The 23509-nt window shown below is 42.0% G+C and carries 20 protein-coding genes and 1 pseudogene; 11 read left to right on the top strand and 10 right to left on the bottom strand.

Annotation, left to right across the window (positions count from 1 at the left end; genetic code table 11):
* Positions 1–48 precede the first annotated feature (48 nt).
* Positions 49–912, top strand: coding sequence for a DMT family transporter (locus FDF36_RS12565; RefSeq protein WP_220391547.1), 864 nt, complete (start codon positions 49–51; stop codon positions 910–912).
* 9 nt (positions 913–921) lie between these two features.
* On the opposite strand, the gene FDF36_RS12560 is transcribed toward FDF36_RS12565, so the two are convergent.
* From FDF36_RS12560 to FDF36_RS12540, 5 genes are all read right to left on the bottom strand, one after another.
* Positions 922–3108 (bottom strand): S46 family peptidase, encoded by a 2187-nt coding sequence (locus tag FDF36_RS12560; protein ID WP_220391546.1) that lies wholly within the window; start codon positions 3106–3108, stop codon positions 922–924.
* 51 nt (positions 3109–3159) lie between these two features.
* Positions 3160–4527 carry a TIGR00341 family protein gene (locus FDF36_RS12555; RefSeq protein WP_005779608.1) on the bottom strand — a complete coding sequence of 456 codons (1368 nt, stop codon included), beginning with the start codon at positions 4525–4527 and terminating at the stop codon, positions 3160–3162.
* A gap of 2 nt (positions 4528–4529) precedes the next feature.
* Positions 4530–6026 carry an oligosaccharide flippase family protein gene (locus tag FDF36_RS12550; RefSeq protein ID WP_193683161.1) on the bottom strand — a complete coding sequence of 499 codons (1497 nt, stop codon included), beginning with the start codon at positions 6024–6026 and terminating at the stop codon, positions 4530–4532.
* A 15-nt stretch (positions 6027–6041) separates the two neighbouring features.
* On the bottom strand, positions 6042–7070 hold the full coding sequence (ruvB, locus tag FDF36_RS12545; protein WP_005779612.1) for a Holliday junction branch migration DNA helicase RuvB: 1029 nt from the start codon (positions 7068–7070) through the stop codon (positions 6042–6044).
* 192 nt (positions 7071–7262) lie between these two features.
* Positions 7263–7961, bottom strand: a complete 699-nt coding sequence (locus FDF36_RS12540; protein ID WP_220391545.1) for a DNA alkylation repair protein — start codon at positions 7959–7961, stop codon at positions 7263–7265.
* 106 nt (positions 7962–8067) lie between these two features.
* On the opposite strand from FDF36_RS12540, the gene FDF36_RS12535 reads away from it, so the two are divergent.
* The gene (locus FDF36_RS12535) at positions 8068–9300 is read left to right on the top strand and encodes a nucleoside recognition domain-containing protein (RefSeq protein ID WP_005812336.1); all 1233 of its coding nucleotides are present in this window, start codon (positions 8068–8070) and stop codon (positions 9298–9300) included.
* A gap of 13 nt (positions 9301–9313) precedes the next feature.
* Positions 9314–9733, top strand: coding sequence for an rRNA maturation RNase YbeY (ybeY, locus tag FDF36_RS12530; RefSeq protein ID WP_005779618.1), 420 nt, complete (start codon positions 9314–9316; stop codon positions 9731–9733).
* An 82-nt stretch (positions 9734–9815) separates the two neighbouring features.
* Here the strand turns inward: ybeY and FDF36_RS12525 are convergent, their stop codons facing one another.
* From FDF36_RS12525 to FDF36_RS12515, 3 genes are all read right to left on the bottom strand, one after another.
* Complete coding sequence (locus tag FDF36_RS12525) at positions 9816–10436, bottom strand: hypothetical protein (RefSeq protein ID WP_220391544.1); 621 nt, start codon at positions 10434–10436, stop codon at positions 9816–9818.
* A gap of 213 nt (positions 10437–10649) precedes the next feature.
* Positions 10650–11018 (bottom strand): DUF3244 domain-containing protein, encoded by a 369-nt coding sequence (locus FDF36_RS12520; RefSeq protein ID WP_220391543.1) that lies wholly within the window; start codon positions 11016–11018, stop codon positions 10650–10652.
* Positions 11019–11191: 173 nt separating this feature from the next.
* Entirely contained in the window at positions 11192–12889 is a 1698-nt protein-coding gene (locus FDF36_RS12515; protein WP_220391542.1) for a tetratricopeptide repeat protein, read from the bottom strand.
* A 418-nt stretch (positions 12890–13307) separates the two neighbouring features.
* Between FDF36_RS12515 and FDF36_RS21295 the strand changes: the two genes are divergently transcribed.
* Together FDF36_RS21295 and FDF36_RS21545 are read left to right on the top strand one after the other, a co-directional pair.
* Positions 13308–13439: a transposase gene (locus tag FDF36_RS21295; protein WP_308919604.1), complete on the top strand. Its 132-nt coding sequence runs from the start codon at positions 13308–13310 to the stop codon at positions 13437–13439.
* A pseudogene (locus tag FDF36_RS21545) lies at positions 13409–14074 on the top strand (transposase). Before FDF36_RS21295 ends, FDF36_RS21545 begins: the two are co-directional and overlap by 31 nt.
* A gap of 440 nt (positions 14075–14514) precedes the next feature.
* Here FDF36_RS21545 and FDF36_RS12500 read toward each other — a convergent pair.
* Together FDF36_RS12500 and FDF36_RS12495 are read right to left on the bottom strand one after the other, a co-directional pair.
* Complete coding sequence (locus FDF36_RS12500; RefSeq protein ID WP_259281435.1) at positions 14515–15237, bottom strand: porin family protein; 723 nt, start codon at positions 15235–15237, stop codon at positions 14515–14517.
* Between the two features lie 13 nt (positions 15238–15250).
* A complete protein-coding gene (locus tag FDF36_RS12495; protein WP_220391540.1) occupies positions 15251–16357 on the bottom strand; it encodes a DUF4848 domain-containing protein in 1107 nt (368 codons plus the stop codon).
* A 923-nt stretch (positions 16358–17280) separates the two neighbouring features.
* Here FDF36_RS12495 and mnmG point away from each other — a divergent pair.
* From mnmG to deoC, 6 genes are read left to right on the top strand one after another with little or no spacing between them, the layout of a single operon-like run.
* On the top strand, positions 17281–19158 hold the full coding sequence (gene mnmG, locus FDF36_RS12490) for a tRNA uridine-5-carboxymethylaminomethyl(34) synthesis enzyme MnmG (RefSeq protein ID WP_005822602.1): 1878 nt from the start codon (positions 17281–17283) through the stop codon (positions 19156–19158).
* Between the two features lie 51 nt (positions 19159–19209).
* Positions 19210–19746, top strand: a complete 537-nt coding sequence (locus FDF36_RS12485) for an adenine phosphoribosyltransferase (RefSeq protein WP_022011645.1) — start codon at positions 19210–19212, stop codon at positions 19744–19746.
* A gap of 51 nt (positions 19747–19797) precedes the next feature.
* Positions 19798–21624, top strand: coding sequence for an excinuclease ABC subunit UvrC (uvrC, locus tag FDF36_RS12480; RefSeq protein ID WP_220391539.1), 1827 nt, complete (start codon positions 19798–19800; stop codon positions 21622–21624).
* Between the two features lie 45 nt (positions 21625–21669).
* Complete coding sequence (gene dtd / locus FDF36_RS12475; protein WP_022011644.1) at positions 21670–22122, top strand: D-aminoacyl-tRNA deacylase; 453 nt, start codon at positions 21670–21672, stop codon at positions 22120–22122.
* Entirely contained in the window at positions 22122–22460 is a 339-nt protein-coding gene (locus FDF36_RS12470) for a nucleotide pyrophosphohydrolase (protein ID WP_005779634.1), read from the top strand. The genes dtd and FDF36_RS12470 overlap by 1 nt, the downstream gene beginning before the upstream one ends.
* Entirely contained in the window at positions 22447–23349 is a 903-nt protein-coding gene (deoC, locus tag FDF36_RS12465; protein WP_220391538.1) for a deoxyribose-phosphate aldolase, read from the top strand. The genes FDF36_RS12470 and deoC overlap by 14 nt, the downstream gene beginning before the upstream one ends.
* Positions 23350–23509 lie beyond the last annotated feature (160 nt).

The raw sequence follows: 23509 nt of genomic DNA, 5'->3' as shown, positions 1-23509 counted from the left end.
AAACACTACCTTTGCGTGAATTTAAAAAACAGGTAATAGTTTTCGGGTATGAACAAATTTAATGGTTTCCTTTACGGTCTGCTTTCATCGGCCTCCTTCGGGCTGATTCCTCTTTTCACCATCCCTGCCATGCGTGAGGGAATGCACTTCGAATCCATCCTGTTTTATCGGTTCCTGTTCGCCTGCTTAGCTTTGGGATGTATTCTGTTGCTCGACAAACAGTCTTTCCGTATCAGCCGCAAAGAAATCCCTTCGCTGTCGCTACTTGCCTTCCTCTATCTGATGTCCGCAGTCTTCTTGTTCTGGGGATATAAATTCATGGCAAGCGGGGTAGCCACTACCATCCATTTCATGTATCCGGTACTGACCACGCTGATTATGATGATCTTTTTCCGCGAAAAGAAGTCAGCCTGGCGCTTCTTCGCCATCGCTCTTGCCGTAGTCGGTGTCTCCTGCCTTTCTTACGGCGACAGTTCCGGTGGAATTACTGCCATCGGATTGTTCATTGTTCTCCTCTCGGCTTTGGGATATGCGCTTTATCTGGTTACGGTGAGTCAACTCAAGATCGGACAGATGAAAGGGCTAAGGCTTACTTTCTATGTTTTTCTGTTCGGTACGTTTTTCCTGCTGGTGGGGATAGGCGCGACCACGGGTATTCAAGCTATTCCCGACTGGCATACGGGAGGAAATCTGCTGCTGCTGGCATTGATTCCAACCGTAATCTCTAACCTGGCATTAGTACAGGCCGTAAAAAGCATCGGCTCCACGCTCACTTCCGTACTTGGAGCCATGGAGCCGGTAACAGCTGTTTGTGTAGGTATCTTTATGTTCGGCGAACCCTTTACCCGGAGCATCGGAATCGGCATTCTGCTCATAATCTCAGCAGTAATCGTAATCATACTGAGACGTTAGGGTAAGGGCTTACTTCTTTCGGTCTTCTATTTTCAGTTCTTGTATCAGCTGGCTTGCTTTTCCGAACTTTTCGATAATAAAGAGCATATATCGTACATCGACCCCGATACAGCGTTGTACTTCGGGTTCGAAAACGATATCGCTACTCATCGCTTCCCAATTCCCGTCGAATGCCAACCCCAGCAGTTCACCGTTGCCGTTGAACATGGCACTGCCGGAATTGCCACCCGTAATGTCATTGTTTGAGATGAAACATACATTCATATCTCCCTTTTCATCGGCATAACGTCCGAAATCACCTGATGCCAGCAGGGACAGGACTTCCGGTTGTACAGCAAAGTCGGGGTCACCACTGTGCTCCTTTACCTTCTCGAAAATTCCCTTTACCGTAGTATAATAGTTATAGTCGGCACCGTCGTAAGGTGAATAGCTGCCTATGGTACCGAAACTCAGCCGCATTGTCGAGTTGGCATCCGGATAGAAATTGCGGTCAGCATACATCCTTCTCATAGCGGCATTAAACTCTCGTTCCTCCTTTTCTATATTATCAGAAGCCTCAGCCATTTGGCCACGCATATCGAAAAGCTTCACAATCAAATCAATGCCCAGCGAAACAGCAGGGTCATCGACCATATGGAAAGTAGTATCGCGTTCCAGGAAACGCTTCAAGCCGCGTGGAGAAGTAATCTCAGAATGAGCATACAGTGAATCAACATACATCTGTTCATTGCCTCCGTAAAGCGTATCTATGGTTTGGTAAAGATCAGGCAGATATGCCTGGTCCACTTTGCTCCGATACTCCTTCAACATGGCTACAAACACTTCTTTATCAATGGTCACATCATAGTTTGCATATTTATCGAGCAATTTCTGGAGCTGAGCCACCACCTGCTTCTGTTCCGCTTCGAAGTCGAAGTTCAGGATGGTCAGCGCAAATTGCACCAATTCGGGACCGTTAATAAACGACTCTCCGAAATAGGCCATCGCCCGGTTCACCTCTTTACGATCCTTGTAGTTCAGTTCGAGCGACGACATCAGGTGCAGCAACTTCTCCCGTTCTGACGGAGTCTTCTGAATCCACTTTCGGAGCGCGTCTTCTGCCTGGCGCTTTTTATCCAGCACCTTTAGTTTGCGTATAGCTTTATTGGTTCCGATACTGTTTTTCCAGTAATTGGAGCTTTCGTCATATTTCGACGCATATTTGATACGGATAGAATCTCTCCGGTCCATCTCACGTTTCCAAATGGCCTGTTTCACTCCGCGGACGTCGATCATAGCCTGATTCATCCCGTTCATCATTTCCTCGATACCAAACGAAGAAAGATAACGTTCTGTACTGCCGGGATAACCCAACGTCATGCAAAACGAACCTTCTTTATATCCATCCAACGTAATCGGAGCTACATATTCGGGGTGATAGGGCACGTTATCGGGCGAATAATCCGCAGGGCGGTTCTCCTTATCGGCATAAATGCGAAAGACACAAAAATCGCCTGTATGACGGGGCCACATCCAGTTGTCCGTGTCCCATCCGAACTTACCGATAGAGGACGGTGGCGCAAACACCAGACGCACATCGTTGAAATCGCGGTAAACGGAAAGCCAAAACTCATTGCCTCCGTAATAAGCATCTACAATGCCAACCAATGTGGAGTCTTTTTTCGAGACTTCATCCCCTATTAATATCATCATCGAATCGATGGCCAAACCTCGTTCAGCTTCGGTCATACCGGGTGTTGTAGCTTTCAGGACGCGGCGGGTAACGTCTTCTGTACGTAGCAGGAAGCGGACATACAACTCGGGATTGGGCAACTCTTCTTCCCGGCTATGCGCCACGAACCCGTCTTTCAGATAATCGTGGTCAACCGAACTATGTTGTTGTATGCTGCTGAACCCGCAGTGATGATTGGTAAATACCAGGCCATCCTGGGAAACGACTACTCCCGAGCAGAATCCTCCGAAACTGACCACAGCGTCTTTCAGCGACGGACGCTTCGTACTGTAAAGCCGGTCGGCAGGCATCTGCAATCCCAGTTCTTTCATCGCTTTACGGGTTTCTTTATTCAGATTGCCCAGCATCCACATACCTTCATCGGCATGTAATGAAGCCGGGTAGAGAAAAAGCAAAACCAGACACAGAACTTCCCCCCATCTCTTTCTGCTACAGAAAGAGTTAATTACTTTGTTTCTATTCATTTATATTAATCATGTTTATTCATCTTCTTTTCTCCGGCCATATGCTTCCCGTCATTCTTCAACAATCAACCGGAGTTTCTTGGCTCCTACCCGCGCCTGAAGCCACGCACTGATTTTCTCCTTTTCATCGTTCTTCGGATGGCGGGTAAACTTCAGCACGGCAAGTGCAATTGTATCTGTTTTCATCGAATCGACCGTCGTTTCAATCGTATGCGAAATAGATAAAGCCGTCACCGAAGGATAAAGTACTTTCAGTTCCGGAATGATTTTCCGGCTCATTTCATCGTAAGACTTATATCGTTCAAGGCTCTTCTGGAGTGTGGTTATCTTGACTTGTTGTTCCTGCAAACGTTGCTCGCTATTCTTATAGAAATCTTCCATTACCATGGCACGAATTGACGAGAGGTCCATCGCATCGTTATTGTTCATTCCCTGCAAAACAATCAGCTTCGTATTTTCCAGTTTATAGTCTTTCATCTTGCTGCGGGCAATGGCGATGGAAGCTTCCGGCACTTCCGGACCGATCAGCACGACACGGATCTCGCATGAATCTCCTTCGTAATGGATCTTCTTATTCAGCACCTGGGTATTATCAAAGTTGAGTTGTTCGGAGACAAAACGATTGGCCGCCGTCTCGAAAAAGGTACTCCGGATAATTCCCATCGTAAGATAAATAGCCGGACACATAGTCAGAATCACGATGAATACGATATATTGACGTACCTTCTTTTCACGGTTCTTGTCCACAAACTCTTTCCGCTGGAAGTGCATCAGCCGTACACCGATAAACGTGGCAAGACTGATAAATACGGAATTGATGAAATAAAGGTAGAATGCTCCCAGAAAATAGATCAGATTGCCGGAAGCCAGCCCATAACCTGCCGTACAGAGAGGTGGCATCAATGCGGTAGCAATAGCAACACCCGGAATTACATTTCCTTTCTCTTTGGTAGAAAGAGCAACCACTCCGGCAAGTCCGCCGAAAAGTGCGATGAAAACGTCATAAATTGTCGGTGACGTGCGTGCCAGCAACTCCGACTGCGCTTCGGCAATGGGAGTAAACAGGAAAAAAATAGTAGCCGTCGTCACGCTGAACGCCGTAGTAATCAGAAAACTTTTCAGAGAGCGTTTCATCAACTCAAAGTCGTTCAGCCCTACTGATAGCCCCACTCCCATGATTGGTCCCATCAACGGTGAAATCAACATGGCACCAATAATGACGGCCGTCGAATTGACATTCAGTCCGAGCGAGGCCATGAAGATAGCAAAAATCAGAATCCAGAGGTTAGCCCCTTTGAACTCCACACCTTTCCGGATGGAATCAACCGTTGCCAGTTCGTTGTCTTTGTCCTTTCTCAGGTCCAGATATTCTCTGAGAAATGCCTTAACGGCAAAAATGTTTCGATTGTCTGCCTTCATAACTATTTCTTCTTAATAAATCGGTTAATCACAGGAATCTGGCTCAATGGCAAATCCGTCCGGATAACATAAGCCACAAATATCAGTAACAAAACAGTACGGAAAGCCAGGCGAAGTACCACATTTTGAATAGGTACCAGCTCTCCTGCCGCATAGAGCACTGCTGTAAGCAACACATACATACCGAGGTGCTTCAAGTCATAATGGATGGGGTATTTTTTCTGTCCGATCCAATAAGACAGAACCGTAATTACCCCATATCCGGCTACCGAAGCCCATGCCGAGGCCACGAATCCGTAAGTGGGAACCAACAGTACATTCATTCCGACGATAATAGCACATCCGACCATGGAGAAATAAGCTCCCCAACGAGTTTCATCGATCAGCTTATACCAGAACGAGAGGTTAAAATAGATGCCTTTGAATATTTCCGCGCCAATCACGATGGCTACCACACTAAGTCCTGCCCAATAATCGGGTGCCACCATATAACGCAAAATATCGAGATAGAACATAACTGTCAGAAAGGCAAGCAAGGCAAAAATAAGGAAATACTTCATCGCCTGGGCATACATCCGGCGATTGTCTCCTTCACGTTCCCTGCCAAATACAAACGGCTCATAGGCATAACGAAAAGCTTGAGTGAACATAGCCATCACCATGGCAATCTTGGTGGCAGCACCGTAAATGCCGAGTTGCACCAGCCCTTCCTGACGATCGGTAAAGAGGAAAGGATAGATAATCTTATCCACCGTCTGATTCAAAATGCCCACCAGGCCAAAAATCAATATCGGAAAAGAATAGACAAGCATCCGCTTCAACAGTGGCTTGTCCACCCGATAGGCAAAGCCACGAAGCTCGGGAATCAGGCAAAAAAGTTGCAAACAGGTCGTTATCAGATTGGTGACAAAGATGTACCCTACCAGATAGGTCGGATTATAGAACCAATCCACCGATGCTGGAAAATGCACATGCAACCACGGGCAAAGCAACAGGAAGAACAGGTTCAGAACAATATTGGCAATGATGGAAATGAACTTAATGGCAACAAATTTAATGGGACGCTTTTTATAACGCAGATAAGCGAACGGGATGCACAGGAAAGAATCGAGCGCCATGACCACTATCATCATCCCGATGAAGTCAGGATGATCGCCATAGTCCAGAAAATTAGAGACAGGCTGAAGGAATGTCAGACAAAGGACGGCAAAGACAAGTGAAATACCTCCTACCGAGATCAGTGAATTGGCATATACTTTTGCCGGATCTTCTTCCGACTTATTGGCAAAACGGAAGAAACCGGTCTCCATCCCGAACGTCAACAGTACCATAATCAACCCCGCCCAGGCATATACGTTGGTGACAACCCCATATCCGCCGGATGCGGCAGGTAAGACCGCTGTATATAACGGCACCAACAGATAGTTCAGAAACCTACCAACCATACTACTCAGCCCATACAGGGCTGTATCTTTTACCAATGACTTTAATCCGGCCATGTTGTTTTTGTGTATCTAATCATTAAACAGTGTCTTCTGACTATCGTAAAGGCTGCGCCCAAGATGTTTGTAAGCCAGCTCCGTCACCTCACGTCCCCGGGGAGTACGCTTCAGGAACCCCTCCTTGATAAGGAATGGCTCGTATACTTCCTCAATCGTTCCGGCATCCTCACCCAGGGCAGTGGCAATCGTTGTCAATCCCACCGGGCCACCCTTAAACTTGTCAATAATGGTGCAGAGAATCTTATTATCAATTTCATCCAGTCCGTATTTATCGATGTTCAGTGCTTCAAGCGCATAGTTGGCAATCTCCGTGTCGATAGATCCCGAACCTTTCACCTGTGCAAAGTCGCGCACCCTGCGCAGCAGCGCATTGGCTATACGAGGGGTTCCACGACTCCTTGAAGCTATTTCACCGGCTGCCTGAGACGAACAAGGCACGTCGAGTATACCTGCCGAACGGCGGATAATGCCACTTAATATATCGTCGTCATAATACTCCAAATGCAGGTTGATACCGAAACGGGCACGCAAAGGAGCCGTCAGCAAACCGCTGCGGGTTGTCGCCCCCACCAGTGTAAACGGGCTCAGATCAATCTGGATACTACGGGCCGAGGGTCCCTTATCGATCATGATATCGATACGATAGTCCTCCATGGCCGAATAGAGATATTCTTCCACTACCGGTGAAAGACGGTGAATCTCGTCGATAAACAACACGTCATTCGGTTCAAGACTGGTCAGCACCCCGGCCAGATCACCCGGTTTGTCGAGTACCGGTCCGGAAGTTATCTTAAATCCCACACCCAACTCGTTAGCGATAATATTCGATAAAGTAGTCTTTCCCAATCCGGGAGGTCCATGTAGCAATACATGATCCAGCGCTTCACCCCTCAGGCGAGCCGCCTTGACAAAAATGCGGAGATTATCGACCACCTTATCCTGCCCGTTGAAGTCTTCAAAGCTCAATGGACGGAGGGCGTTCTCGAAATCCCGTTCTCTGCTGGTCAGTTGATGATCCCGTATATTAAAATCTTCTTCCATTTCTTTTTTATAAATAGGTAGCAAAGATATAGATTTCATCACAGAGTAGCACAGCGTTTCACAGAGTTTTTCCTTTGAAACGAGAAGATCACCACAGAGGACACAGAGTTCACAGAGGATGACATCCCTATAAGCAAGAGATTAAATCTCTCGGTTCCCCGGATCCCTGTAGCCAATCCTGCAATGCCCCAATTAACGCTTCATGTAATATTTTCGTTCGGCTTCCGTCAGTTTTTCTATCGAATAACGCAACATAGTTCGTGGCATCACCATCCTGTATTTATCCAAGAATTGCAACAGCAAGTCCCGGTCCTTCTTTCCCATCTCACGGAGCATCCAGCCTATAGCCTTCTGCATCAGGTCGTGCTTATGCTGCAACAACAACTCTGCCAGACGAAGAATATCGGCGAAATCGTTATTTCTGATCAAAGTAACAGTAGCCACTACCGCGATGCGCTGCTCCCACAGCAGATTACTCTCAGCCAGCCGATAAAGATCGTCACGTGATTTATCTCTCAGATATTCGCCTACAATATAAGGAGCCGACAGGTCTACCAAATCCCAGTTGTTAATACGTTCCGTTTGAGACAGATAGAAACGATAGATAGCCTCCCGCTCTTTCTCGTCGGACTTTTTAAACCGTTCCACCATCATCAGCAATGCACACAACCGGCATTCGTGCCACTCCGACTGAAGCAATTCGGCCATTACCTCAAAAGGGATGTCCTTATGCCTTTTAGCCACAATACGAGTATTGGGCACTACTACCCCAAGAAACTTGTCACCTTCGCCATACTGCCCTTTTCCGGTTTTAAAGAATCCGGGAAGATATTCCCGCTTCACCGGATCAACATAAGTCTCCAGCTCTTTTTGAATTTCTATCGATTTCATCGAGACAATTGAGTTTATAAAGTTACATCCTGACAAAAATAGGCAAAAAAGCCACAATGAATAGAAACATATTCTTAATTTTGTAGGAAAATTAACGGGCATATTTATGGTTCTAAATTATATCTGGATTGCGTTCTTTGTGATTGCTTTCGTAGTTGCCGTCTGCAAACTCCTGTTCTTCGGCGATACCCAAATATTCACGGAGATTATCAATTCTACTTTCGACTCATCTAAAACAGCATTCGAGATTTCCCTCGGACTCACCGGTGTCTTGTCCCTTTGGCTCGGAATAATGAAAATCGGTGAAAACAGCGGACTGATCAATGCCCTCTCACGCTGGCTGAGTCCGGTCTTCTGCCGCTTGTTTCCGGATATTCCGAAAGGACATCCGGTCATGGGTTCTATTTTTATGAATATGTCTGCCAATATGCTGGGACTCGACAATGCCGCTACCCCCATGGGACTGAAAGCCATGAAAGAGTTACAGGAACTGAACCCTAAGAAAGACACCGCCAGTAACCCCATGATTATGTTCCTGGTGATTAATACTTCCGGATTGATCATCATCCCTATCAGCATTATGGTCTACCGGGCACAGATGGGAGCTGCACAGCCAACGGATATTTTCATCCCCATCTTGCTAAGTACCTTTATCTCCACACTGGTAGGAGTCATCGCTGTCAGTATTTCCCAGCGCATCAATCTGATAAACAAAGCGATATTGACACTTATGGGTTGCCTGAGCCTTTTCTTTGGCGGAATCATTTACCTGACAGCTACGCTTTCACGCGAAGATATGGGAATTTATTCCACCTTGACAGCCAATGTGATCCTGTTTTCTGTCATCATATTATTTATCGGCACAGGCATTCGAAAAAAAATCAACGTATACGATTCTTTTGTAGAAGGTGCCAAAGAAGGCTTCACCACAGCAGTCCGCATCATTCCTTACCTGGTGGCATTCCTCGTTGGAATCGCGGTTTTCCGTACTTCGGGGGCTATGGATATACTCGTTGGAGGTATCGGCTCCATTGTGGCATTCTGTGGGCTTGACACCGGTTTTGTAGGTGCACTGCCGACTGCCTTAATGAAATCACTCAGTGGAAGCGGTGCCAATGGCTTGATGATCGATACCATGAAGCAATTCGGACCCGATTCATTTGTCGGACGTGTGAGCTGTGTGGTTCGCGGAGCTTCCGATACCACTTTCTATATTCTGGCTGTTTACTTCGGCAGCGTAGGCATCACGAAAACACGTAATGCGGTGACGTGCGGACTGATTGCCGATTTTGCCGGAATCATTGCAGCAATTCTAATCAGTTATTTATTCTTCTTTTAAAATAAAAACAATTATGGCCGTAACTTATCAAACAGAGGGTGTCAAAATGCCCGATATCAAGAAACGCGAGACTACCGAATGGATCAAAGCCGTAGCTGCCACTTATGGGAAAAGAATCGGTGAAATCGCCTATATATTCTGTTCGGATGAAAAAATACTGGAAGTAAACCGCCAGTACTTACAACACGATTACTATACAGACATCATCACCTTCGACTATTGTCAGGGTGACCGTCTTTCTGGAGATTTATTTATTAGCCTGGAAACGGTAAAGACTAACTCAGAGCAATTCAATACGACTTATGACGAGGAATTACACCGTACCATCATTCATGGAATCCTCCACCTTTGCGGCATTAATGACAAGGGACCCGGAGAGCGGGAAATCATGGAAGCGGCAGAAAACAGGGCATTGGCTATAAGGAAACAGTGATACTTGAAAAATAATAAGGTGGAATGAAGTAATTTCTTCATCTTTACTCCACTCCACCTTTACAGGTAAACTCAAGTTCAGGTTATTTTTTTAGCAGACACTTTGACAAAGGAATATAAACAGAGAATTGCCAGTTTGAGAAGCGGCTATCTTTAAAAGCCGAAATCTTATTATTTTTCACAAGTCCTTGTTTATAAGAAAAGGCAAGTTCAGCAGGCCCAAAATCATAGCCAATTTTAGCCAATACAGGAATATCAAATGTTCTTGTTTCCCATATATAATAGGTTGGTTGTACTCCCACACCTACATGAAGTCCTTTCACTATTTGAAAGTTACATGTTCCGGCCAATGACAAAGACAAATTCTGTTTATCACCGGATGCCTCACTATATACCGTATTCTCTTCAGCAGACAAATAGCTAATCCTATAATCACACTTACTATATCCAAACAGTGCGTCTACATCATAAAAAAAACGTCCTTTCTGAGGAACCAAACGAAAACGGTACCCAGCTTCCAAAACAACTTTCCGGTCTAAAAAAGAACTTCCTTTATCTACAGGTAAACCACCATAAACACTTGGAGTATGAGAAGAAATATGCCCTCCGCCTATACCCAGAATGATACCACTACCTTTCTCTACCTGTTGTCCGGAAACAGCTATCGGTAAAGACAAAAACAATAATAAAATTAATTTTTTCATAATCTGTAACTGGTTATTATTTAACTATTTTATCTGTATCTACTGTCAGCCGATACTCTCCTTCAATTCCCATGCTGCTTCATATTCATCATAAAGAGATTTAAAATTTACATTAGCATCCCCTGAATGTTTTCTACATCATTACCACATGCGGGAAATAATACGACAAAAGAAATTGCTGCAAACAAAATTCTCTTCATTGTAGAATAATTCTTAGTTGTTAATATTTGAAATATAAATGTCAAAGCTATCAGAATCTCGTTCTAAAAGAATAGAGAAAGAAGTACCCGTTATAGTATCATCAAAAACCGTCTGCCCTGTTTCAGAATCCACAATTTGTATCTTCATATTATTCAATGGAGAACTAAAACTTAAGAACAGTTGATCCTCTTCAATATAACCGCAAGCAACAGGTAAAATATCTCTCCGGTTTTTTTCTGAAAAATGCGTATTCGTATACACATTATGCTTTTTCTTCATGACAGCCATAACTGCATGATCCATGCCATATACCTCTCCAGGCAATGCCAACAGTTGTAGGAGTATAAGCCCTGTAAATAGAATGTTCTTTCTTACTTTCATTGTTTCATATCGTTTTTATTTTGACTGCAAAATTACCTCATTTCTCCTTCTAAAAAGAAGAAACGAGATAACATAGACAACATTATAAACAACAGATAAACAGATAGAAAGCAATCGGTCACGATAACATTTAAACCTTGTCAGGTTCCCACAAAGCTCCAAAAGGACTTTATTCAATTGGTTTCAGCCATTTTCTTCTTCAATCGTAAACGCCGCTGGGCCACAATTTGCCTACTCACATTACCAAAACAATAAGCTATGGTTTGATCGTCAAATTCACAAAGTTTCAAACAACAATAAATACAGTCGTCATCGGTTATTTTAGGATAGGTATCCGTAAGGTATCGGATATAATCATCATAAATATCAAATAACACACCTTTCAATTGCTCCTGTTCTTTGATAAGAAGAACTTTCGGATCCCTTTTCACTCCATCTTGCCCCGGCTTAGCCTGACTGCTCAATTCTTGAATACGCTTAAAAATAGAAGTCTCTGTAAACAGACAGTTACGCAAGCGTGCTTTTTCATCAATGACACGGCACAATTCTGCCTGTTTCAAAGCTATTTCCTGTTCACGCTCCATGTCAGACTGTTTTAAAGCAGAGATTTGAGCCTCTAAACGTTCTATTTGTAATTGAGATAAAGCTGTTTGCTCATTTAAATGAGCTATACGCTGTTCATACAGCAACTGGGCTATTCGACGTCGCCTATAAATACGTTGAAAAATGATAGCAATAACCAGCACAAACAAAACTCCTCCATAACAGAGCTGCTGAACTAAAAGCCTATGCCTTTCCTTTTCTTTTGCTACCTTCGCTTCTGAATCATATTTATACGCCAAGCGCTCAATGTCGGAGGCTTTGTTTAACGAAAAAATAGAGTCTATATTATCGCCATAATAGGACTGATATTCAAAAGCTCGTTGATAGTTACCCCTAATCTTCTCAACCTCAGCCAAAGAATACGACGCTAATATCTTCCTTTTAAAATCAGCAATATCCAGTGTACGCTTTAAATAATATTCTGCAGAGTCTAACTCTTGTTTATCCAAATATAGTTCCCCAAATGTTAACCACAAACTATAGTAACCAATAGAATCATTCTTCTCCGTCAGATAATTTTCGGCCAAACGAGCATACATAAATGCAGAGTCAACATTCTCACAATTTAGGCTCATACGTTGGTATATATCACTCATAAAAACAGAATCTTTCAAAGCCAATGCTAACTCTAAGGCTTGATCGAGATAAAACAAAGCTTCCTTTTCTTTTCCTTCAACAACACGCACCCATCCCATATTCGAAAGAGAATACATTAATACTTTATGGTCATTCAGTAAAGAATCACATTGATAAGAGCGATAAAACGCATCAAACGCTTTCTGATAAAGAAATTGATGTAAATAAATCGATCCCATATCTTCATATAGCATTCCTTTCAGCTTTAATTCCTCCCCGGCATTTCCTTCAACTCCCTGCAAAGCAGTAAAGCAACTCTTCAAAGCCTGTTCAGTCATATTCATTTGTTTTTGAATCCGCCCTTTATAAAGCCAAGCTTTAGCCCAATTGACACCATCTTTTTTAGCATAATAATCTAGTGCGGTATCAATCAGTGAATCACAGGGAAGAAGTGGCAAAAAGTTTTTATCAGTAGCCTGTGTCAAAAGTAAACTGAAATATGCTCGGTCACCCGCTGAATAAGTAGAAACATCAAGTTTACGAAGATAAGCCAACGTACGTTCAGGAGATATCTCCATCAAAGAATCGGCATATCTCAAAGAATACGGATACGGTGACGAAGAGCGTTGACAAGAAACTACTCCGCTCACTAAAGACAATAAAAAGATAAAACCGACAAATATCTTATTCATAATTATAATGCTTTATGATAACAAACTTACGATTCTTTTCAACCACTTCCAAATTTTTCAAGGGAAGGCAACTGTCTATCTGTCATTCTGTATTTTTAAACCTTTCTAAAACGCTCTATTTCCGTCCAACCGGAAGACTCATTAAAAAAAAACGCCTGTATTTCGATTCTCGCGATATCAATAAAACAACAATTTGCCATTTATACGAACAATATATTCAGAAGCTGTTTTGAATTATAAAAGATCAATATAATATATTGTTTATCAACCGATTTATCAAACACCATCTCTTAACCTTATGGTTACCAAGACATAAGTTATGAATAATTATCCAACCAACCTCACTGATAAACAGTGGTAAGTTATAAAAAATATAGTAGAAACCAAAGAAAGGAAACGAAAACATCCCTTACGTGAAATGATAAATGCTATGTTATACCTTACTAAGATCGGCTGTCAGTGGCGAATGCTTCCCAAGGAATTTAGTCCTTGGCAGACCGCTTACTTCTATTTTCGTAAATGGAGCCGGAAGGAATCTTTGAGGAGTTGATGCATCATCTTCGAGAATCAGTTCGAAAAGCTTTTGGCAAAGCTATCAGCCCCGGTATCGGACTCATAGGTTCCGGAAGTGTAAGAACGTCCCATCATATAGACAGCCGTAAATATGGTATGGATGGTGGAAAGAAAGTCAAAGGCAGAAAAGAACATATTTTTGTCAACACGCTTGGCTTACCAATGGCAGCCACAGTTCATACTACCAATATCCACGACCGTATAGGGGCTGTCGAACCTATAAAACAGCTTCGGTATTCATTCCCAAGATTGAAGAAGATTATAGCCAACGATGGGTATAGAGGAAAATTAGCGGATACAGTAAAGAATTGTAGTTGAGAATTATCTGTAGTACTTCGCCCTGAAGAATCGTCAAAGAAGTTTCAAGTACTTCCGCTCAGATGGATTGTAGAACGAACGTTTGCATGGATTGAAAACTACAGAAAAATGACGGCGGATTATGAATATAAAACAGAATCGGCAGAAGCAATGCTACAAATTACATTCTGCCAAATCATGCTTAAAAACTTATTATATAAATTCAAAACAGATTCTGAATATTTTTATAAAAACACGCATTTTTTAATTAAGACCACCAGCGTGTATAAAAAACGTCAACACAAATCAAAATAAAATTCGGACTGAAAATTCAACTCCTCCCCTTCCTCAACACTTGTTGCCACGAATATAAGCGTAATAACAGAGAATGCCTTTTCCTCTGTTACTTCTACACGAGGATCATTAAGCTAAAGCATATCAATCCAAGTGTTGGCAAAGCGTTGGATACAGCCAAGACCATTACGACAATCAGAACAAGAATGCCTGAGAGCGGATTTTTGCTAAAAAAACGCTCTTTCTTACCAACAAACATCACAGCATCCAGCCTCTGTTCGACAAACCGAATAGGATGAATTGATTGGAGTGGCGCATTGACGAAATCAGAAAATAACAACTTAGACACAGCAATAAATGCCGGTCTAAGCTGTTATTTCAATTAAGTTTAGACTATCTTTGTACATTGGTACAAAGATCACTCTAAGCCTTCTTATTAATTCAATGAAATCGTATGATATTTAAAACTGATACCCTACTGAAAGTTGAAAGTTTGAATTACGCAAATCCATCTGCCGTTGAATTGCCCTTATACTATGTGAATAGTTGAAAGACGCAGTGAAATGGTTAGAAATAACCGCTTTCAATCCTACAGTTCCACCAAAGTCCCAATGTCTCAACTCTTTAAGTGGAATGACAGACACACTGCTACTGTTTGCATCATCCACCTTATAATAGCCATCAAAAGGTTTCCATTGAGTTGGCACATAAGCTCCATAATTTTCATAGGAGTGATAGACATCCAACGAACAGTTTCCTGCATTAAAACCATAACTTCCATAAATACCAATAGAAGGTATCAAATCGAGTTTATCTCCTAACTGAAACTTATATCCCAGCTTTAGAGGAAGCTCCAGATAGTTCATCTTAAACGAGATATGATTAAAAGCAGGACCAGCCTGGTATAAATCCACATGACCGGCATTAACAGTCAACTCCCTGTTGAGTCCGCCTCCTTTTTGTAAAAAAGACAAACCGGACATCAGCAACCATTTTTTACTAAAAGTGAAATCGGCAGCCAGGCCAATCTGTACCCCGGCCGAACTTGCAGCACTCTCTGTTATCCTCTGACCTGAAACTATGCGCGAAGCAGTCATACCGGTTTCGATACCAAACTTCACTTGAGCCATACTGCTCATAGAAGCTACTAACATAATCAAAGAAACAAAATAAATCTTTTTCATATAACATAAAAAATTAATAAGTACCATTTGCCCAAGATAACTTACATGGCAAAGAATTATTGATATTACCTTTCGGGTAAGGTCTTTTATTCACCAGCTCCATTATCACATTACCCTTTGCATCCTTTTCAATAGTTTGATCAGTCCAGACATATGCTTTCCCCTCAATATTTCCGCCTAATCCACGCCCAATAGTCATGTTTACTTTACCTTTCGCTCCCAAAAACGAATAAATATATTCCGGCGAACTTGTCCAAACAGGATGACCACCAGCTCCCGCTACAACGCACTGAAAATTACTTACACTAAATTTTAAATAAAAGTCTCTTGCAGGATCTTTTTTCCATCCATACCACATTTTCTTTTGCGCACCTAAATGTATTTCAAATTCTCTGCCAGACGTAGGTCTAAAATTAAAAACGGTTTTTTTCCCATTAAATGGACGTTCATTGAAACTATTAACAGGCCATTCTGCTTCCGGTTTTAAAGCTCTCGTAAACGGTTGAGCTGCTTTTGAAGGACTATTTGCAAATAACAAAGAATCTTCGACACTCATTCTTTGATGAAAGTCAATGCGCTCCACTCTATTGCCTACTACCACTTTATGACCTATACCTACAACGAAAGACGCTTTTTCATCACCAGCCGGCATATAAGCAGATAAATCTGATTTATCAACTTGATTAAAGACAAAATACTTTGAATATTTTTCTTTATACGCATTATATTTATTCCTAAAATCACTTTCATTCAAAGCATTAGCACCGATACTTTCCAATTCATCATCTGCAAGTTGAAGTAACTTTTGCATTGAAGTCAATCCCAACGAATCAGCAAAACGCAATTTTCCTGAAATATCTCTCCCCTCAATATCTCGTAATGCTGCCAGATAATCCGTCTCTGAAGCAAATCTAAGAGCTAAGTTTGAAGCAGAACCAACATTACCACGAGTGGATGTAACCGGAATAACTTCATTATTATCTGTTATTTCCACTAATTGGATAGTATTAGAATGGTCTAAACTAACCTTTTGATCCACAATTTGGTCATCTTGGCATGCACATAGCCAACCACCCAATAGCAGCGCAAAGCTACTAACTTTCAATAAACTCTTCTTCATAATTGATATAAAATTAATTCGATGGCAAAGTTACCCCATTCCCCTTTCGTAAAAGAGAAAAATGGATAACATCTGTAGCATTATAAAGGGCTGATTTATAGAAAAAAACAGCCAAATGTGATAACATTCTCCCGCCAATGTTCTAAAAATCCAAGTTTGCTTAGTACCCGGATACGATTAAAATAGAAGTCTCCTTAAACAGGCAATTACTCAAATATGCTTTCTCTTCAGTGGTGCAGCGTAACTCTGCTTGCTTCAATTGCCAATCTGTCATTCTGTATTTTTAAACCTTTCTAAAACGCTCTATTTCCGTCCAACCGAAAACAATACTCAAAAAAACGCTGGCATTTTGAATTACATAAATTCAATAAGATAAGAATTTATACCCTTCCCAAACAAAAAGACAAAATAGAAAACCAGAACATGGAGATTAGGAAGCAAAAAATAGATGCATTCAACAAAAAGTCATTTAATAGCATAAACACTTCTGATGAATTTCAGAAAAAGAAAAGGTATTTTTTACACTATTAAATAGCTTATTGAGTATAAAGTTCATCCTCTTTTAACAAAAACCTAACTTCGTGTTAATACGATGTTAACTTCGTACTTGGAAAGAATTAGTATCTTATCAACAAAAAGTTAACTTCCCGAAGGTATGAAGTTAACTTCATTTGACCGCCTACGCTCCAAAAGAACCCCAATTGCTTATATTTTTAGCTATCAAGAGTATTTCGTCCCAAATAGCGTTTTTTAAAACGTTCAAATCACAAACGTTTTGGTAGTAAAAAGGCAAAATTAAGATCTTATCGATAAATCAAATCATTGGTTTGTGATACCTATAAACACTTAAAACTTATTGCATAAAACCCGCAACTGACAACTTTTTCGTAACTTTGCGCGGTTAAGAAATAAACATTGATTCAATGGATTTTAAGTACGACGTTATTGTAATTGGTGCCGGACATGCAGGCTGTGAGGCTGCTGCAGCGGCAGCAAATTTAGGCTCAAAAACCTGTCTTATCACTATGGATATGAACAAGGTGGCGCAAATGAGCTGTAACCCTGCTGTAGGGGGGATTGCTAAAGGACAAATTGTACGTGAGATAGATGCTTTGGGTGGCTACATGGGATTAGTAACAGATCAGACAGCTATCCAGTTCCGTATACTAAATCGTTCGAAAGGACCGGCTATGTGGAGCCCGCGTGCACAGTGCGACCGGAATAAATTTATCTGGGCCTGGCGTGAAATATTAGAAAATATACCTAATTTACATATCTGGCAGGATACCGTAAAGGAAATTATCGTTGAAAACGGAGAGGTTGTGGGACTGAAGACTTTCTGGGATGTGACGTTTCACGCCAAATGCATCGTATTGACCGCAGGAACCTTCCTGAACGGACTGATGCATGTAGGAAAAACAAAACTTCCGGGTGGACGTATGGCAGAACCGGCCTCTTACGAATTAACCGAATCCATCGCAAAACATGGCGTTGAATACGGACGAATGAAGACCGGCACTCCTGTACGTATTGACGGAAGAAGCGTACATTACGAACTGATGGACACTCAGGATGGTGAATGCGATTTCCACAAATTCTCATTCATGAATACCAGCGTGCGGCATCTTAAGCAATTACAATGCTGGACGTGCTTTACAAATAAAGAAGTACATGACATTCTGCGCAACGGTCTATCCGATTCTCCCCTTTTCAACGGGCAAATACAAAGTATCGGACCACGCTATTGCCCGAGTATCGAAACAAAGATCGTAACCTTTCCCGATAAAGAACAGCACCAGTTATTCCTTGAACCGGAAGGAGAAACTACGCAGGAATTATATCTGAATGGATTCTCTTCATCTTTGCCGATGGATATACAGATAAAAGCACTGAAGAAGATTCCCGCTTTCAAAGACCTCGTTATTTATCGACCGGGATACGCTATCGAATACGACTACTTTGATCCGACACAACTAAAACACACGTTGGAATCGAAGAAAATCAGAAATCTCTTCTTCGCCGGACAAGTAAATGGTACTACCGGATATGAAGAAGCCGGCGGACAAGGTATCATTGCAGGTATTAATGCACACATCAACTGCCATGGCGGGGAGCCTTTCACCTTAGCAAGGGATGAAGCATATATTGGCGTATTAATCGACGACCTCGTGACTAAAGGTGTTGACGAACCTTATCGCATGTTTACTTCACGAGCCGAATATCGCATTCTTCTTCGCATGGACGATGCAGATATGCGACTCACAGAAAGAGCATACAAATTGGGGTTAGTAAAAGAGGACCGCTATGCTTTATTAAAGAGCAAGCGTGAAGCAATAGAAAGCATTGTAAACTTTACCCGTAACTATTCAATTAAAGCTGCACTAATAAACGATGCACTTGAAAAATTAGGGACTACTCCCCTACGCCACGGATGCAAGTTGATTGATTTGATTAATCGTCCGCAAATTACAATAGAAAACATCTCCGAACACATACCGGCATTTAAGCGCGAATTAGAAAAAATCACAGATGAAAGGAAAGACGAAATTTTGGAAGCTGCAGAAATTCTAATCAAATATGAAGGCTACATTGGACGGGAACGCATCATCGCTGACAAGTTGGCAAGACTTGAAAGTATTAAGATAAAGGGCAAGTTCGATTATGACAATCTTCAATCACTTTCGACTGAAGCCCGGCAGAAACTTAAGAAAATCGACCCCGAAACAATAGCGCAAGCAAGCCGGATTCCCGGTGTTTCGCCAAGCGACATCAACGTATTACTGGTCCTTTCCGGACGATAGGGCACTTGCGTTTCACGTGAAACAAAACATTTAAAAAAACGATATAAAACAATGATTATGAGCAAAGAGAAGCTTAAAAAAAGCATCCGGGAAATACCGGATTTCCCAATACCCGGAATTTTATTCTATGATGTCACTACACTGTTCAAAGACCCGGAGCGCCTCCAGGAACTCTCGGATATTATGTACGAAATGTACAAAGATAAAGGGATCACCAAGGTAGTAGGTATCGAATCACGGGGCTTTATTATGGGCCCGATTCTCGCAACCCGCCTTGGAGCAGGATTCATACCCATCCGTAAACCCGGGAAACTCCCTGCTGAAACAATGGAAGAAAGCTATGACAAAGAATACGGCAAAGATACAGTGCAGATACATAAAGACGCCTTGAACGAAAATGATGTAGTATTATTGCACGATGACCTGCTGGCAACCGGAGGTACAATGAAAGCTGCCTGTAATCTCGTGAAGAAACTCCATCCGAAGAAAGTATATATCAACTTCATTATTGAATTAAAAGAGTTGAATGGGGAAAAAGTATTCGAAAACGACAAAGACGTAGAAGTACAATCCGTATTGTCGTTATAAATAAAATGAATATATTTGCAGGGCATAGTGATAATCACTATGCCCTTTTTTATGGATACAGATCAAGAACTTAAAACCAGCGAATACTTAAAAGGGATTGTTTCAAACCTTCCTGAAAAGCCCGGCATTTATCAATATCTGAATGCCGAAGGCACCATTATCTATGTAGGAAAAGCAAAAAACCTGAAACGAAGAGTTAATTCCTATTTCAGCAAAGAACATCAACCCGGAAAAACCCGTGTATTAGTAAGCAAGATCGCAGACATACGCTACATCGTGGTAAACTCGGAGGAAGACGCGTTACTGCTTGAAAACAACCTGATCAAGAAGTATAAGCCGCGCTACAATGTCCTGCTGAAAGACGATAAAACATATCCGTCCATCTGTGTACAGAACGAATACTTTCCAAGAGTATTCAAAACCAGGCGTATCATCCGAAATGGTTCATCCTATTACGGCCCATATAGTCACGCTCCGTCCATGCATGCCGTACTCGATTTGATAAAGCACTTATACCCTTTACGCACATGTAGCCTAAACCTTTCACCTGAGAATATTCGTGCAGGGAAGTTCAATGTATGCCTTGAATATCACATCAAGAACTGTGCCGGACCATGCATCGGACTGCAATCACAAGAAGAATACCTGAAAAACATCTCTGAAATAAAAGAGATCCTTAAAGGGAATACTCAGGAAATAAGCAAAATGCTGTACCAACAGATGCAGGAATTAGCCGCTGAAATGAAATTCGAGGAAGCACAAAAGGTGAAAGAAAAATACGCATTAATCGAAAATTACCGTTCGAAATCCGAGGTTGTCAGTTCGGTACTGCATAACATAGATGTATTCTCGATCGAAGAAGACGGTGAGAAATCAGCTTTCATCAACTATCTCCATATCACAAACGGAGCTATCAATCAGGCTTTCACTTTTGAGTACAAGAAGAAACTGAATGAAACAAAAGAAGAACTGCTCACATTGGGCATTATCGAAATGAGAGAACGTTACAAAAGCGCTTCACGTGAGATTATCGTTCCTTTCGATATAGAAATGGAGTTGAACAACGTCACATTCACCATACCTCAGCGAGGCGATAAAAAGAAGCTGCTGGAACTATCTCTACTCAACGTAAAACAATATAAGGCTGACAGGATGAAGCAAGCTGAAAAACTGAATCCCGAACAACGCAGTATGCGTCTGATGAAGGAGATTCAGCAGGAGCTACATCTGGACAGATTGCCGATGCAAATAGAATGTTTTGATAACTCAAATATCCAGGGGACAGATGCAGTGGCAGCCTGCGTAGTCTTTAAGAAAGCAAAGCCATCAAAGAACGATTACAGAAAATACAATATCAAAACAGTTGTAGGTGCCGATGATTATGCCTCAATGAAAGAGGTTGTCAGAAGACGATACCAACGCGTCTTAGAGGAAGAATCTCCCCTGCCCGACCTGATTATCACTGACGGTGGAAAGGGGCAAATGGAGGTAGTCAGACAAGTAATGGAAGAGTTGCAACTGGACATCCCTATTGCCGGGCTTGCCAAAGACCGCAAACACCGAACTTCTGAAGTGCTTTTCGGTTTCCCACCTCAAACAATCGGCATCAAACAGCATAGCCCCTTATTCCGGCTATTGGAACAGATCCAGGATGAAGTACACCGCTTCGCCATTACTTTCCATAGAGACAAACGTAGTAAACGACAGGTATCATCCGCTCTGGACAGCATCAAGGGAATCGGGGAGAAAACGAAAACCCTCCTGCTGAAAGAGTTCAAAAGCGTAAAACGTATCAAAGAAGCTTCTATGGAAGAAGTGGCCACGGTAATAGGTGAATCGAAGGCAAAAATCGTAAAAGAGGGTCTCAATAATCGCTAAAAATAGCTATCTTTGCAATAGTAAAGATTAAGCAATATAATTCGAATGAGAGTAGTTATACAACGCGTCAGCCACGCTTCAGTCACAATTGACGGACACTGTAAATCCGCAATTCGGGAAGGAATGATGATTCTGACAGGTATTGAAGATACGGACGGACAGGAGGATATTGACTGGCTATGCAAGAAAATCGTAAATCTCCGCATCTTTGATGACGAAAACGGAGTTATGAATAGATCAATCTTAGATGCAGGAGGTGATATATTGGTAATCAGTCAGTTTACGCTACACGCATCTACAAAAAAAGGAAACCGTCCATCCTATATTAAGGCCGCCAAACCGGAAATATCAATCCCGCTTTATGAACAATTCTGCAAAGATTTGAGTTGTGCATTAGGAAAGGAAGTGGGAACAGGAGAATTCGGAGCCGATATGAAAGTAGAATTATTGAACGATGGGCCTGTAACTATTTGTATTGATACCAAAAACAAGGAATAATGACATTAGAAGAAGCACAGAAAGCCGTCGATTCGTGGATACACGAATACGGTGTACGTTATTTCAGCGAACTGACCAATATGGCTGTTCTCACGGAAGAAGTAGGCGAATTGGCCCGCATTATGGCTCGCAAATATGGCGATCAATCTTTTAAGGAAGGCGAAAAAGACAACATCAGTGACGAAATAACAGACGTACTCTGGGTGCTCCTGTGTATCGCGAACCAAACCGGCGTAAACCTCACAGAGGCATTTGCACGAAATCTGGAAAAGAAAACTCAAAGAGATAATAAAAGACATATCAACAATCCAAAACTGAGAGAACATGGAAATGAATGATACTCCTCAAGACAAGTACCTGACCGCTCTGGCTAAGTACAACACGCAACTGAACGATGCTGACGTACAGGCTCAAGTTGCAGCATTAATCGATAAAAAAGTACCGGAGAACAATACGGAGGAGGTAAAAAAATTCCTTTTCAACTGCATTGATCTGACTACACTCAATACGACAGACAGCGATGAAAGCGTCATGAGATTCACTGAAAAAGTGAATCAGTTCGATAATGAATTTCCTGATCTGAAGAACGTTGCGGCAATCTGTGTATATCCTAATTTTGCACAGGTGGTAAAAGATACACTCGAAGTGGAAGGTGTAAATATTGCTTGCGTATCAGGCGGATTCCCCTCTTCGCAAACATTTACTGAAATAAAGATAGCAGAAACCGCAATGGCAGTGGCTGACGGAGCCGACGAAATAGATATCGTAATTCCTGTAGGGGCATTTCTAAGCGGTGACTACGAAACGATGTGTGAAGAAATTATGGAGCTAAAGGAAACTTGTAAAGAACATCATCTGAAAGTAATCCTTGAAACAGGGGCTCTAAAGACTGCCTCTAACATTAAAAAAGCTTCTATTCTATCGATGTATTCCGGAGCCGATTTCATCAAAACATCCACCGGAAAACAGCAACCGGCAGCAACTCCGGAAGCAGCTTATGTAATGTGCCAGGCCATTAAAGAATACCACGAACAAACCGGAAATAAAATAGGTTTTAAACCTGCCGGCGGTATTAACAGCGTAAATGATGCCTTGATTTATTATACCATTGTAAAAGAGATATTAGGTGAAGAATGGCTCAGTAACAAACTGTTCCGTTTGGGAACCAGCCGTTTGGCAAATCTGCTCCTGTCTGAAATCAAAGGTGAAGAACTAAAATTCTTCTAAAGGCTACACATTAGCAATCAAATATGCCATGCCGTGTCGTCCCTTTTATTAATGTGGGGTGACACGGTATTTTTATTTAAGAAAAACTAAAGTTACCTACGAAGAAGTCAGAAGATTTTTCTATCTTTGTGCTGATATTAGCCCATAGAGAATAGGCTAA

This window comes from Bacteroides fragilis (assembly GCF_019583405.1).
GTDB lineage: Bacteria > Bacteroidota > Bacteroidia > Bacteroidales > Bacteroidaceae > Bacteroides > Bacteroides fragilis_B.
The sequence above is the reverse complement of the archived record's forward strand: the minus strand, read 5'-3'. Positions and strand labels throughout refer to the sequence as shown.

Coding starts and splice junctions, on each gene's coding strand:
- ruvB (WP_005779612.1), bottom strand. CDS start 7,070: ATGGAAGAAGATTTTAATATACGGGATCATCAACTGACCAGCAGAGAA.
- FDF36_RS12485 (WP_022011645.1), top strand. CDS start 19,210: ATGATTATGAGCAAAGAGAAGCTTAAAAAAAGCATCCGGGAAATACCG.
- FDF36_RS12495 (WP_220391540.1), bottom strand. CDS start 16,357: ATGAAGAAGAGTTTATTGAAAGTTAGTAGCTTTGCGCTGCTATTGGGT.
- FDF36_RS12540 (WP_220391545.1), bottom strand. CDS start 7,961: ATGAAATCGATAGAAATTCAAAAAGAGCTGGAGACTTATGTTGATCCG.
- ybeY (WP_005779618.1), top strand. CDS start 9,314: ATGGCCGTAACTTATCAAACAGAGGGTGTCAAAATGCCCGATATCAAG.
- FDF36_RS12565 (WP_220391547.1), top strand. CDS start 49: ATGAACAAATTTAATGGTTTCCTTTACGGTCTGCTTTCATCGGCCTCC.
- dtd (WP_022011644.1), top strand. CDS start 21,670: ATGAGAGTAGTTATACAACGCGTCAGCCACGCTTCAGTCACAATTGAC.
- FDF36_RS12560 (WP_220391546.1), bottom strand. CDS start 3,108: ATGAATAGAAACAAAGTAATTAACTCTTTCTGTAGCAGAAAGAGATGG.
- FDF36_RS12550 (WP_193683161.1), bottom strand. CDS start 6,026: ATGGCCGGATTAAAGTCATTGGTAAAAGATACAGCCCTGTATGGGCTG.
- FDF36_RS12555 (WP_005779608.1), bottom strand. CDS start 4,527: ATGAAGGCAGACAATCGAAACATTTTTGCCGTTAAGGCATTTCTCAGA.
- FDF36_RS12500 (WP_259281435.1), bottom strand. CDS start 15,237: ATGAAAAAGATTTATTTTGTTTCTTTGATTATGTTAGTAGCTTCTATG.
- FDF36_RS12470 (WP_005779634.1), top strand. CDS start 22,122: ATGACATTAGAAGAAGCACAGAAAGCCGTCGATTCGTGGATACACGAA.
- FDF36_RS21295 (WP_308919604.1), top strand. CDS start 13,308: ATGATAAATGCTATGTTATACCTTACTAAGATCGGCTGTCAGTGGCGA.
- FDF36_RS12515 (WP_220391542.1), bottom strand. CDS start 12,889: ATGAATAAGATATTTGTCGGTTTTATCTTTTTATTGTCTTTAGTGAGC.
- mnmG (WP_005822602.1), top strand. CDS start 17,281: ATGGATTTTAAGTACGACGTTATTGTAATTGGTGCCGGACATGCAGGC.
- FDF36_RS12520 (WP_220391543.1), bottom strand. CDS start 11,018: ATGAAAGTAAGAAAGAACATTCTATTTACAGGGCTTATACTCCTACAA.
- uvrC (WP_220391539.1), top strand. CDS start 19,798: ATGGATACAGATCAAGAACTTAAAACCAGCGAATACTTAAAAGGGATT.
- FDF36_RS12525 (WP_220391544.1), bottom strand. CDS start 10,436: ATGAAAAAATTAATTTTATTATTGTTTTTGTCTTTACCGATAGCTGTT.
- FDF36_RS12535 (WP_005812336.1), top strand. CDS start 8,068: ATGGTTCTAAATTATATCTGGATTGCGTTCTTTGTGATTGCTTTCGTA.
- deoC (WP_220391538.1), top strand. CDS start 22,447: ATGGAAATGAATGATACTCCTCAAGACAAGTACCTGACCGCTCTGGCT.